At 52.5% G+C, this 13460-nt stretch carries 8 protein-coding genes; 5 read left to right on the forward strand and 3 right to left on the reverse strand.

The features are described 5' to 3' along the window. Both ftsH and ACO1NT_RS05820 read left to right on the forward strand, forming a co-directional pair. Window positions 1-1391: ATP-dependent zinc metalloprotease FtsH (gene ftsH / locus ACO1NT_RS05815; RefSeq protein ID WP_449047481.1), on the forward strand; the 1391-nt coding region annotated here is incomplete at its 5' end. A 38-nt stretch (window positions 1392-1429) separates the two neighbouring features. Then, window positions 1430-2074, forward strand: coding sequence for a LutC/YkgG family protein (locus ACO1NT_RS05820; protein ID WP_449047482.1), 645 nt, complete (start codon window positions 1430-1432; stop codon window positions 2072-2074). A gap of 27 nt (window positions 2075-2101) precedes the next feature. Here ACO1NT_RS05820 and ACO1NT_RS05825 read toward each other — a convergent pair whose 3' ends face one another. Beyond that, the gene (locus ACO1NT_RS05825; RefSeq protein WP_449047483.1) at window positions 2102-4465 is read right to left on the reverse strand and encodes an ABC transporter permease; all 2364 of its coding nucleotides are present in this window, start codon (window positions 4463-4465) and stop codon (window positions 2102-2104) included. A gap of 60 nt (window positions 4466-4525) precedes the next feature. Beyond that, the gene (locus tag ACO1NT_RS05830) at window positions 4526-5200 is read right to left on the reverse strand and encodes an ABC transporter ATP-binding protein (protein ID WP_325640380.1); all 675 of its coding nucleotides are present in this window, start codon (window positions 5198-5200) and stop codon (window positions 4526-4528) included. A gap of 426 nt (window positions 5201-5626) precedes the next feature. Between ACO1NT_RS05830 and ACO1NT_RS05835 the strand changes: the two genes are divergently transcribed. From ACO1NT_RS05835 to ACO1NT_RS05845, 3 genes are all read left to right on the forward strand, one after another. After that, on the forward strand, window positions 5627-7342 hold the full coding sequence (locus tag ACO1NT_RS05835) for an FAD-dependent oxidoreductase (protein ID WP_449047484.1): 1716 nt from the start codon (window positions 5627-5629) through the stop codon (window positions 7340-7342). A 122-nt stretch (window positions 7343-7464) separates the two neighbouring features. Next, window positions 7465-10134: a PQQ-dependent sugar dehydrogenase gene (locus ACO1NT_RS05840; protein ID WP_449047485.1), complete on the forward strand. Its 2670-nt coding sequence runs from the start codon at window positions 7465-7467 to the stop codon at window positions 10132-10134. A gap of 75 nt (window positions 10135-10209) precedes the next feature. After that, window positions 10210-11289 (forward strand): Gfo/Idh/MocA family protein, encoded by a 1080-nt coding sequence (locus ACO1NT_RS05845; protein WP_449047487.1) that lies wholly within the window; start codon window positions 10210-10212, stop codon window positions 11287-11289. A 19-nt stretch (window positions 11290-11308) separates the two neighbouring features. Here the strand turns inward: ACO1NT_RS05845 and ACO1NT_RS05850 are convergent, their stop codons facing one another. Next, window positions 11309-13441 carry a hypothetical protein gene (locus ACO1NT_RS05850; protein WP_449047488.1) on the reverse strand — a complete coding sequence of 711 codons (2133 nt, stop codon included), beginning with the start codon at window positions 13439-13441 and terminating at the stop codon, window positions 11309-11311. Window positions 13442-13460 lie beyond the last annotated feature (19 nt).

Raw genomic sequence — 13460 nt, forward strand, 5'->3', positions numbered from 1 at the left:
GCGGAAAAATCCCGAAAGGGGCGTTGCTGGTCGGTTCACCAGGGACAGGTAAGACCCTGTTGGCCAAGGCGGTGGCTGCCGAGGCGCAGGTGCCTTTCTTCTCGCTTTCCGCGTCGGACTTCGTGGAGATGTTCGTGGGTGTCGGTGCCTCGCGTGTGCGCGGCCCCTTCCGGCAGGCGAAGGGTAACGCCCCCTGTATCATTTTCATTGATGAGATCGATGCCATTGGCCGTGCCCGCGGGAAAAACAGCGTAATGGGCGGCAACGACGAGCGCGAGAACACATTGAACCAGCTGCTGGTAGAAATGGATGGTTTCGGTACCGATTCGGGTATTATCATCATGGCCGCTACCAATAGGCCGGACGTATTGGATTCGGCGTTGCTGCGCCCCGGACGTTTCGATAGGCAGATTTCCATCGATAAGCCCGATCTGGTAGGGCGGGAGCAGATTTTCAAAGTGCACCTGAAGCCGCTGAAGTTGGCTGCTGAAGTGGACGCTAAGAAACTATCGGCCCAAACGCCGGGTTTCGCCGGTGCTGAAATCGCCAACGTATGTAATGAGGCTGCGCTGATCGCCGCCAGGCGCAACAAGGCCGCCATCGATATGCACGACTTCCAGGACGCGATAGACCGTGTGATTGGAGGCTTGGAAAAGAAAAACAAGATCATTTCGCCCGAAGAGAAACGGATTGTTGCATTCCATGAGGCCGGCCACGCCATCGCAGGCTGGTTCCTCGAGCACGCCGACCCGTTGGTGAAGGTTTCTATCGTGCCGCGCGGGGTAGCCGCATTGGGTTATGCCCAATATCTGCCGAAAGAGCAGTTTTTGTATACTACCGAGCAGTTGATCGATGGGCTGTGCATGACCATGGGTGGCCGGGTGGCTGAAGATATCACCTTCGACAAAATCTCTACGGGTGCACAGAACGACTTGGAGCGCATCACGAAGTTGGCCTATGCCATGGTGGCGGTGTATGGGATGAATGATAAGGTTGGCAACGTGTCGTTCAACGACAACCAAGATAACCAGTTCCAACGTCCTTACTCCGAGAAGACGGCAGAGTTGATTGATGAGGAAGTACGCAAGCTGATTGCTGCCATCTATGACAAAACCAAGCAGCTGTTGCTTGAGAAGCGCGATGGACTTATTGCCTTGGCCGAGAAGCTCCTCGAAAAGGAAATCCTTTTCCAATCGGACTTGGAAGAAATATTGGGTAAGCGGCCTTTCGACCACCGGACCACATACGATGAGTTCGTAAATGGCGAATCCGGTGAAGGAGATCAAAGCAAAGCCGCAGAAGGGCTGGTACACGATGGCGTTGGTGATAATTCGGGGGTATTGGATAACAAACCCGCCAAGGACGACGCCTCCGGTACCGCTGCAACATAAACGGAACACCTTAACCGGAGGTTGGCTTGCAAAGGAACGTGAAAGCGACGACAGCGAAAGAGCAGATGCTGAAAAAGATTCGGAATGCGCTGTTGCAGAAGCGGGAGCACCCGTATCCTAATTTTGAGGAAACGGCCTTGCATGCCGAGACAACCGAGCCTATGGACGTGTTGTTTGCGCAACGCCTCACCGCTGTTGCCGGCCATTTTATCTATTGCGAAGATGAAGTGAATTTTGTCGAAAGCTTACTGGCATTGGCCGAGCAGGAGAAGCTACGCCGGATGTATGCATGGGAGCCGCGGGTGAAGGAGTTGTTAGACCATTATGGCTTCCCTTATTTCCAAACCGATAAGGACTTTGCCGAAGCCGAAGCGGGCATCACGGCTTGTGAAGCGTTGATTGCCCGCTCGGGTAGCGTATTGGTTAGCAATGGAGGGGCCGCCGGTCGTCGTCTTAGCATTTACCCCCACATCCATATCGTCGTCGCTTATGCATCGCAATTGGTGATGGACATCAAGGATGGGCTCCATCTTATCAAGCAACGGTATGGGGATAACCTTCCGTCGTTAATGAGCCTCGTTACTGGTCCGAGTCGCACCGCCGATATCGAAAAGACCCTGGTATTGGGTGCACACGGGCCTAAAAACCTTTATGTCTTCCTACTGGAAGATCGGCTAGGTTAGCGGCCATGCTTCCCGTGGGTCATTGCCTCATTCGTCGCGCAAGCTATCTACCGGGTTAGCCACTGCGGCCCTGATGGCATGTGAGCTTACGGTAATCAGCGCCAGTAGCAATGCCCCTAACCCGGAAATCACGAATATCCCCCAGCCCAGCGAGATGCGGTAATCGAAAGTTTGCAGAAAGTTATCCATTGCCCAGTAGGCGATCGGGAAAGCGATGATGCAAGCAATCAACACCAGCATCACAAATTCTTTCGAAAGCAGACGGGTAATCGCATACACGGAGGCGCCCAACACCTTGCGTACGCCAATTTCTTTCGTACGGCTTTCAGCCATGTAAGCTGCGAGGCCAAACAGCCCAAGGCAGGAAATGAAAATGGTCAGGAAAGCAAAAAGCCCGGCCAATGTGCCTATGCGCTGTGTCTCGGCAAACTTCTCGGCATAGGCGTTGTCTACAAACGTATATTCAAACGGATAGTTCGGATTGAATCGCTTGAAAATGTCTGCCGTTTTCTGGAGTGCGTCCGACGTAGTGAGGGCCGGATTGAATTTGATATGCATGGCGTTGAACCATCCCGCGGCGCCTTCGATGACCAGCGGGTCAATGGGGTCAAACGGCGACCGCATAATGAAGTCTTTGACTACACCGATGACGTGCCATTCGTTGCCGTTATCTTTAATCAGTTGGCCGATGGGCGCAGTGAAGCCCATTGCTTTCACGGCAGATTCGTTGAGGATGATGCCCAGCGAGTCGGTGGGGTACTTGGATAAATCAAAATCCCGTCCCTTGACCAGCGTCAAACCGGCTGTTTTTACAATATGTTCGTCCACGCAGAAGCGGTCGAAAACCGTTTTGTCGTCCGGCTGCTTTCCCTGCCACCCAAACCCCCAACTGTTGCTCCACCCTTCGGTAAGGGGGGAACTGGTGCGTGTCACCGATTCGGCAACACCACTGGAGAGCAGTTCATTTTTGATCAACGAACTGTTTTTCGTTACCTCCCCCTTCTCGAAGATGTAAACCAGGTTGTTTTTGTCGTAACCATTCTCGCGGTCCTTACCATACCGGATTTGCCGGTGTAAGACCACTGTGCCGACAATGAGGACAATGGCGATGGAAAATTGGATAACCACGAATACCTTGCGCGGGTTGAATGCTGCGTTTGCCCGCCGGAACGTCCCCTTTAGTACGTTCACCGGATTGAAGGCTGAAAGGAAAAATGCGGGGTAACTGCCGGCTAGCAACCCCGTAAGCAGGACGAATGCCATTCCTGCCAGCCAGAAATACGGATTGTCGAAACCGATGGATATATCGCGTTCAACCAGCCCCCGGAATGCGGGGAGGGCGGCTAGGACAATGACCAGGGCAATCAGGCCGGCGATTAGTGCCAGAAGGATGGATTCACTGATAAACTGGCCAATGAGCGACCGTCGGTAAGCGCCGGCCACCTTACGGATACCCACCTCCTTTGCTCTTTTTTCACTCCGGGCCGTACTGAGGTTCATGAAATTGATACAGGCAATGAGCAGGATGAATCCCGCAATGATGCCGAATAGGCGGACCATCTCGATACGGCCGCCCACAATTTGCCCATTCTCAAATTTGGAGCGGAGCCACCAGTCGGGTAGTGCATGCAACAGCACTTCATTGTCTTGCTGGCCATCACTGTGGCGGATAACAATGTCTTGGATTTTTTCACCCACGGCCTGCATCGATGCGTTTGGTACAAGCTCCACATAGGTTTGCACGGAGTTATTTCCCCAATAATCGTCGGAGAAGCCAAGCTTTTCCATGTACGACCACGGCAACAGGTATTCGATGTCCTTGAACCGCGTATTACCCGGCAAATCTTTCAGAACTCCGCTGACGGTTGCTACATCAAGGGTATCCAATTGAAGGGTTTTTCCCACGGCCTCCTCATTGCCGAACAGGCGCATAGCTAGCGATTGCGTGATGACGATATCCGACGGCCTGTTAAGCGCAAGGTGCTCGTCGCCAGTCAACAAAGGGAAGTCAAACATTTCCAGGAATGCCGAATCCACGAAGGCACCATTCGCCGTCAGTTTCTTGTCGCCTACCGTGAGTAGCACGCCATTATATGTGGAATAGCGACTCGTTTGGGCAATATCCGGAAACTCCGTAGCTAAGGCCGGACCCAATGGTTTTGCCGTGGTAAACCAAGTGTGCAGTTCGCCGTTGAGGACGGATTGGTTACCCGCGATGTAGAGCCTGTCCCGCTTGCTGTGGAACATGTCGAAGCTCACCTCATTGGCAACCCATAATAAAATCAGTGCCGCCGAGGCCATTCCGAGGGCTAGCCCACCGATATTGAGCGCCGAATACCCCTTGCTCTTCCCTAGGTTGCGCCATGCGATTTTAAAGTAGTTCTTGATCATTTTCAGTAGTTACTCGCTCTATCTTTAGTCCCCATACGTGCTCCCTGAAACGGATAGCGTTTACCCTACGGTTTCCATCAACACCTGTCCGTCAAGCATCCTGATGATCCGGTCGGCATAGCGGGCGTCGTGTTCGCTGTGTGTCACCATCACAATGGTCGTACCCTGTTCGTTCAGTTCGGTGAGGAGCTGCATTACTTCATTGCCGTTGTTTGAATCGAGGTTGCCGGTGGGCTCATCGGCCAAGATAAGCTTGGGGTTATTTACCACCGCACGGGCCACGGCCACACGTTGTTGCTGGCCACCGGATAGCTGTTGGGGGAAGTGGTTGCGACGGTGCATGATCTGCACTTTTTCCAATACCTCTTCCACGCGCTTTTTGCGCTCCGCGGCAGGCACCTTGGTATAGATGAGGGGCAGTTCTACGTTTTCGAAGACCGTCAATTCGTCGATGAGGTTGAAGCTTTGGAAAACGAAACCGATGTTGTGCTTGCGCAGGTCGGAACGCTTACGCTCATTGAATTTAGCTACCTCAATGTTGTTGAAAAGGTAGCTTCCATTGTCCAGGTCGTCGAGAAGGCCAACGATGTTGAGCAAAGTGGATTTTCCACATCCCGATGGACCCATCACAGCGACGAACTCCCCCTCTTTCACATGGATGCTTAGGTTGTTGAGCGCTACCGTTTCCACCTCCTCGGTACGGTAAAATTTTTGTAGTTCTGAAATCTTAATCATATTGACCGCTAATTACGGTTAGTTCTCATACATTATCGTTCCAATTTTTTAGATGGCTTACATACAAGGTGTTGCATATTTCGTAACGAAGGATACTGTTCGATATCGAACACCTGTTGTCCGTTTGCGTACAACTCTGCGTAGCAAAAGCTTTTGGTAATTCCGACCTGATTTGTGGCACCTTGATGGCCTGTTGCGATACCCCGTGACAAGAGTGATTGGGCGTTTAACCGAGACAGCTGGCTACGGTGACGGACGCGCCTTCACAGATGGTTTTATCCACCGTTCTTTTCGTTACGAATCTGCAATAAATACATTGCATAAACATGGGCACTATTCGTTTTTTCCCTATCTTGGAACCGGATATTTACGGCTGACATAGATGCTGGTATCGAATAAGCCATTAACTACCTTAGCTAAAAGATAGTGAGACGCAGGAATTTTTTGGAAACACTGGTAGTGGGTGGTGGCCTTTTTGTCGCCCCTCCACTATCGGTTCTGTCCGCGCGTGCGGAGGTTAAACAGAGCCGGGAATCGAACGGAACGGAGCAATTGGAGGCGGATGTAGTCATTGCAGGAGGTGGTCTGGGTGGCTTTGCTGCGGCCATGGCCGTACTCCGTAACGGGCAATCGGTCATCATGACTGAAGAAACCGACTGGATTGGAGGACAATTGACCCAACAAGGGGTACCGCCCGATGAACACCCTTGGATTGAAACGACGGGTTCGACCCAGTTGTACCGCGACTTCCGGAACCGGATACGGGATTACTATAGACGAAACTACCCGTTAACGCAAACCGCAATGGGTGACCCGCTGCTGAACCCGGGCAATGGGGCGGTTTCGAGACTATGCCACGAACCACGTGTGGCGCTGGCGGTACTGACAGATATGCTAAATCCATATATTAGTTCGGGGCAACTGGCGCTGTTGCTGGAACACAAGGCTATCGATGCAGACACGGACGGCGATCGGGTAAAGGCAATCCGTGTCAAGGACCGCCGGACCGGTGCGACGAAAAAGCTAGTGGCAACCTTTTTTGTGGATGCGACGGAACTGGGCGATTTATTACCACTTACAGGCACTGAATTTGTTACCGGCACGGAATCGAAAGCGGATACAGGTGAACTGCATGCACCTGACAGCGCCGACCCTTCCAACAACCAGGCGTTTACCATGTGCTTCGCAATGGATTATGTGCCGGACGAAAACCATACCATTGAGAAACCTGCCAATTATACTTTTTGGAGAAACCATGTGCCGGACCTTACGCCACCGTGGCCGGGAAGGTTATTGGAATTGCACTATTCCAACCCAAAGACGCTTCAACCAAAAAAACTGGGGTTTGATCCCCGTGGGGGGGAAATGGGTGATGCGCTCAACCTCTGGAATTACCGGAAAATCATCAGTAAGGATAATTTTGTGCCGGGAACGTATCCGGGAGACATTACTGTGGTAAACTGGCCCCAGAACGACTACATGCTCGGCAATATCGTGGATGTCTCCGAAGTGGAGTTCAATGAACATGTGGCCTCTGCCAAAATGCTGAGCCTTTCATTACTTTATTGGTTGCAAACGGAAGCTCCCAGGCCAGATGGTGGCAAGGGATGGCCGGGGCTGAGGTTACGGAAGGAAGTGATGGGTACAGCGGATGGGTTGGCGAAATACCCTTATGTACGTGAGTCGCGGCGTATCAAAGCGATGTTTACGATACGTGAGGAACATGTGGGCAAGGCAAATCGAGAACGGGTTGCCCAAACCGATAAGGGTAGGGCAGCGGCATTTCATGACAGCGTTGGGATCGGCTATTATCATATCGATTTGCATCCCAGCAGCAACCGGGTGAATTACATTGACTTCGATTCGTTACGGTTCCAGATCCCGTTGGGCGCATTGCTTCCCGTCCGGATAAAAAATTTGCTGCCAGCCAATAAAAATATTGGGACAACACACATCACGAACGGGTGCTATCGTCTCCATCCCGTCGAATGGAGTATCGGCGAAGCGGTGGGCATGTTGATATCGTATGTTTGCAGGAAAGCTATATCGCCTGCCCTGGTATGGGAAGACGAAATAACCCTTGTCGATTTCCAATCATTTATCCGGAGCCAAGGCATTGAGACGGTTTGGCCTACGGATTGAAATCGATAGTTCCAATGATATGCAGACGCCATATTCAACTAACCAGTATAACTTAGAAAGAAGTTATTAGTATATTTTAGAAAGATGGAAGGGAAAACGCCCTTACTAACTAGCAACAAACAATGAACCAACCTTTGATTTTCTTTTGTCTGGGCACTGCTTTGTCCGCCCTGCTGGCATCTTGCAACGGTGTAGGTCACAGCGACCCGACAATAAGACCCGACAGCACCCGATATACCCGCACGGTACTCGCCGAGGGCCTTGATGAGCCTATGCAGATGGTTATCCTTCCCGGAAACGATGTGCTGTTCGTAGAGCGTAAGGGCGGGGTACGGTTGTACAAAGACGCCACGAAGGAGCTTCGTGCGGTGGCCAATTTCGAAGTGTTTAGCGGAATCGAAGACGGTCTTCTGGGCGTCGTTGCCGACCCCGATTATGAGAAGAACCACTGGCTTTACTTCTATTATGCGGTGGGAGGCGAAAATGCGGTGAGCCGGTTGTCGCGGATGGAGTTTCGGAACGATAGCCTGCTGCGATCGACCGAGACGGTTATTCTTGAGATTCCTACCCAGCGGATTTACTGCTGTCACTCGGCGGGATACCTGAAGTTCGACACACATGGAAACCTCTATCTATCTACGGGCGATAATACCAATGCCGAGGAAACGAATGGCTACACGCCTGTGGATGAGCGCCCGGGGAGGGAGCTTTCGGATGACCAGGCTACCGCTTCCAACACCAACGACCTCAGGGGCAAAATCTTACGGATACGGCCACTGGCAGAGGGGGGTTATGCTATACCCGAGGGGAACCTGTTTCCAAAGGGCATTGCTGGTACACGGCCGGAAATCTATGTGATGGGTGCGCGTAACCCCTACCGCTATAGTATAGATGCGGAAACGGGTTATCTATATTTCGGTGATGTTGGTCCGGATACGAAACTGAAAGCATCGGACGGGGAGTTGATGAGTTTCGACGAAATCAACCAAGTGCGGCAACCGGGATATTATGGGTGGCCGTATTTCTTGGGCAATAACCAGATCTTCGGGAAATACGATTATGCGACGGGGGAACTCGGTCCCGGGAAGGATCCGTCTAGGCCGATGAATGAATCGCCCAACAACACGGGACTGAAGGAGCTGCCTCCGGCAAGGCCCGCGATGATTTGGTATGGGAAGAACAACTCCACTTACTTTCCGCTGGTAGGCAATGGCGGAGCGAGTGCCATGGCTGGTCCGGTTTATCACAGCAAGCATTTCAAAAATGCACCGTATAAGCTTTCCGAATATTACGATGGGAAGCTTTTTATCTACGAATGGATTCGGGGATGGATGATGGCCGTAAGCTTTGATGAAACTGGAAATTTTAAAGAGATGGAGCCTTTTCTGGGCCACTGGAAGTTTGATGCACCGGTAGATATGCAATTTGCATCGGATGGTGCGATTTATATATTGGAGTATGGCACGAATTGGTTTTCCAAGAATACCAACGCCCGGTTGGTCCGGATCGAATATGCCGAAGGGAACCGTAGGCCGGTGGCTTCAATCGAGGTGGATAAACAGTATGGGGCGGCGCCTTTGACGGTATCGCTATCGGCCCGTGGATCCAACGACCACGACGCGGGCGACAAGCTGTCTTTCCGTTGGCGCATAGGGGACGAAGACAATCAGGGCGAGACCGTTTCCCATACGTTTGCCAAGCCGGGAATCTACGAGGTGGAGCTTACCGTAAACGATGGCAACGGCGGTGAAGGAACCGCCTCGACCCGGATTTATGTGGGCAATACGCCACCGGAGGTCCATATCCGTACCTCGGCCAATCGCAGCTTTTACTGGGACGGCGGAACGCTGGATTATACGGTGGAAGCAAGCGACAACGAAGACAGTGTATCCGTGGAGGATGTAATGCTGGCATTCGGCTATATCCCCAATGGCAAGGATGCCGCTTTGGTGCTGAGCGGCGGGCAGGATCCGAACAGTCTACGTTATTTGAAAGGACAACAGCTGATTGCCAATCTCGACTGCAAGTCCTGCCATTCCATCGATAAGGAATCTGTGGGCCCCACCTATCAGGCCGTGGCCGCGCGCTATCGGGATAATCGGCAGGCTGAAATGCTTTTAGCCAACAAAATAATCCAAGGCGGTAGCGGCAACTGGGGTGAGCGGGCAATGTCTCCCCACCCCGAACTAGCGAAAGACGATGCACGGGAGATGGTGCGCTACATTCTTTCGCTGGGGCAACAAAAGGGAAGGCTGCCGCTGGAGGAGCGCCTTACGCTGGATGCCCACCGCAGTGACGACGCAGACGGTGTTTACCTGCTCAGTGCACGCTACACGGATAAAGGTGCCAACGGGATTCCTCCTCTGAGTGGACACGACCATGTCCTGTTGCGTAATCCACTGCTGCAGGCAGAAGATTTTGACACGGGGAATGTGCGGATTGCGACTATCACCACGGCGTTTATGTCCTACGTGTATGGAATCCACGATGGAAGCTACCTTTCTTTCCGGAACATCGACTTGACGCACATACGCCGCATCGGCTATCTAACACAGGCCAGTGGTGCTGGCGGTTCGATTGAGGTACGCCTCGACAGTATCGGTGGACCGGTGGTTTCACGTGCGGAAATTCCGGCGGGCAGTTACAGCGGCGCGGAGAACGGTTGGAAGGAGGTGACGGCTTCGGTAGCCGAAACGAAAGGTAGTCACGACCTGTATTTTGTGTTTGTCAATGACGAAGCAGGAGACAATGCGCTGTTCAGCGTCGACTGGGTTAAATTTTATAACCATTGAGTTGCCATCGACATTTTTATTTCGTTTATTGCCGTCTGGAATGGGTGGTAACAACAGATAGTTGAAATGAGCCTGATGGAGAGAAAAAATGACATACGCGTACTCGTTGTCGGCTGCGGTAATATGGGCGCATCGCATGCGCAGGCTTACCACGACATGGCGGGATTCAAGATCTGCGGACTGGTTTCCAGAGGTGACAGCAACGAGCGGCTAAACGAGCGGTTGGGAGGTGGCTACCCCTGTTATAGCGATTATACCACGGCGCTAGAGGCTACCAATCCCCATGCGGTCTGTATATCCACCTACCCAGACACCCATGAGGAATACGCCATCATGGCATTGGATCGTGGTTGCCATGTGTTTATCGAAAAGCCATTGGCCAACACCGTCGAAGGGGCGAAGCGGGTGGCCGAAGTGGCCAAACGTGCGGACAAAAAACTGGTGGTGGGTTACATCCTCCGTTATCATCCATCTTGGCAACGTTTCGTTCAACTGAGCGGACAATTGGGTAAGCCGTTGGTGATGCGCATGAACCTGAATCAACAGAGCCATGGCCGGATGTGGGATGTTCACCGCAACCTCATGGAAAGCTTAAGCCCTATTGTTGATTGCGGCGTGCACTACATCGACGTGATGTGCCAGATGACCAATAGCAGACCAACGCAGGTGAATGCGATTGGGGCGCGCCTTACCGAAGATATTCCGCAAGGGAACTATAATTATGGCCAGTTGCAGATTCGTTTCGAGGACGGGTCGGTGGGCTGGTACGAGGCTGGATGGGGGCCGATGATCAGCGAAACAGCCTTCTTTATTAAAGATGTGATCGGTCCCAAGGGGTCGGTTTCCATCGTGGCGAAGGAAGCGGGTGGAGGTGGCCATTCCGACAATGTGTCGGCCCATACGAAAACGGAATCGTTGCGCGTGCACCACGCGGCAATCGATGATAACAATGCGTTCGTAAAACCCGACGAATGGATCGACCTGAAAGATGAACCGGACCACCATGAGCTGTGCAACCGTGAGCAAGCTTTTTTCCTTGAAGCAATCAGGTCTGATTTGGATTTGGACGAATTGACCCAACATGCCGTGGACAGCTTGCGGATTGCCATCGCCTGCGATGAATCGGTAAGAACAGGCGAACCCGTAGACCTTTGATCGGGTTTGCCTGGTTCACCTAATTCTTCTTACGCTCGTCTAGCACCCCGTATATATTTGCCGCGATAGGGTCGGGCATGATGAACATTCCTCCATAATTCCCGGTGATGCTGTTGTGGGTATCGGGGTAGGTGTAGTCGAAAGCCCCTTTTTGGTAGTCTTCAAATGTCGAAGGTACGTTATGCGGGCGCCAGCTGTTATCGGTATGTACCACCAACCATTCCACGGCCGCCACCGTAATGCCTTCGTGGAACCGGCGCCAATCGATCTCCGGGTCGACATCCCCCCATTGGATACCACGGTTGGTGAGGTCGCGGAATACGGAAAGCACTTCCCATTGCACGTGGTCGCGAACCCAGTTTGCGAAATACCAATCGCTCGAAGATAACACCGGTTTGGTATTGTACATCATATTGTGGTGAGCCATGGGTTGCCAAAGGTGGGTGAACGGGATGATGGACCGCATCCAGTAGATGGCCTTTTCTTTATAACGCTCGTCGTTAAAAGCTTTGTAACCCTCATAATAGGCAATCGCCGCATGCCCTGCCGCCAGCAGGTTTGCCGCATGCAACGGTGTTTCCCAAAAATCACCTCCTTCAGGGCGCATCATATCCATGGCATAATCCAACGCTTTCCGTGCGGCAATGCCGTATTTGTCGTCGCCCGTCGTTGCTGCAATGTCAAGCAGGTTCAAGGCCGGTAGGATGACGATATCCAGTGCGGTGTCATATTCACGGCCCATCGGCTCAACAAACGATGTTGCCACGATGAAATCATCTTTTCGATAATGGCGTCCGTGCGGGTCGAAATAGAATGAACCGTCCTCCCGCTGGATTTCCAACAATTCGTCACCACGTTTCCGTTGAGCGTCCAGCTGTTCCTGCGCACCGCTTGACTGTTTTCGCTGCTGGTAGCACCAATCCATTTTGGCCCGCAGCTCCTTTGCCAGTTTGGTGCCTTTGTGCTCGCTTACGTACCGCTCGAGGAAGTCCGGTACCCCCGTGCCGATCTGGTTTTTCTGGGGGATGCCAAAGCCCTTGCCTTCGTGCCATAGGTGGGTATTGTATGCGTTTGCTATGCGGTCCAGCGTCTCTTGGAAATCCCACTTCGGTGCCGGCGGTTCGGGCAAGCCGTTCCGCTGCACCCAATCGGTCACCACGTCGAGGCTGTTTCCTTCGCTCAGCCAAATTTCCGCGTCGAAATTGACCTGTTGCCCGATGCGTAGCTCCAAGGGTAGGGATGAGTATATTTCGTTTTGATGGCCTTCAACTGTGGCATCCGGGATCATTAAGCCCATGAGATTGTTGTTCATGCGGTCTACGAAATTGGGTGTGGCGAATACCGGTTGGGGGATGTGTGATCGATAGTTGAACCACCGCGTTGCCACTTGGTTGGGATTCCATGACAATCCGATGCCTGTCCCTTCGTGGCTCAAAGCCATCAGCGGAATGGTTACCTGATTCGGGTGGGGTGCCACGCGGAGTGCCCATGGGTCCTTGAAATAGTCGGTTCCGCTAGACCATTCATCACCGATGGTCCATTCCACACCTGGAAACATGGAATCGTCTTTCGCCACGCCGAAAGATCCTTCGCCCACTTTAAGCCACGGCCCCCTGATATACTTCGCATAGTAGTTGCCGGTAGCGGTCAATCGGTATGCCAAGCGTACCACAGGCTGGTTGGACAGCAGGGTAAGGGTTACCTCCCCTACCAGGCAGGGCTCTGTAAACGGGTATTTCATCCATTCTTCAAATGAAGTGCCCTGCAATTTTTCCCGCACCACGATCGATTTGACGTCGAAATGAATCGACTCACCTTCGGGCCCCGACGTCCGTCGGAAGGTATCTGCAGTAAGCCGCATGGGGATATCCTGGTCGCGGAGCATGATTTCGCCCAAGTGGTCCAGCACGCCCATCATTTTGCCGGATGCGGTTGAAAGTTCGCCCCAAGCCCATCCATCTATCCGTTTGAAGATTTTCAGTTGTACGAATGCATTTTCCAACACGGTTGATTCGCCTGTGTAACTCGTCCGCTGATAGGCGGGCTCCAGCTTACTTTGGGCAGTGGCCTGTTGGGTCAATGGAGCAAAAATAAACCAGGCCACCAAGGTGGTCGCAATGGGCAGGCGGGATCTGCTGCAAGTTCTTCTCATGGTCCGAATCTTTTAGTAT

The organism is Parapedobacter sp. (assembly GCF_053550995.1).

Bases quoted from the DNA above. Each gene is read 5' to 3' on its own strand.
- ACO1NT_RS05825 (WP_449047483.1), bottom strand. From the start codon at position 4,465: ATGATCAAGAACTACTTTAAAATCGCATGGCGCAACCTAGGGAAGAGC.
- ACO1NT_RS05830 (WP_325640380.1), bottom strand. From the start codon at position 5,200: ATGATTAAGATTTCAGAACTACAAAAATTTTACCGTACCGAGGAGGTG.
- ACO1NT_RS05840 (WP_449047485.1), top strand. From the start codon at position 7,465: ATGAACCAACCTTTGATTTTCTTTTGTCTGGGCACTGCTTTGTCCGCC.
- ACO1NT_RS05845 (WP_449047487.1), top strand. From the start codon at position 10,210: ATGGAGAGAAAAAATGACATACGCGTACTCGTTGTCGGCTGCGGTAAT.
- ACO1NT_RS05850 (WP_449047488.1), bottom strand. From the start codon at position 13,441: ATGAGAAGAACTTGCAGCAGATCCCGCCTGCCCATTGCGACCACCTTG.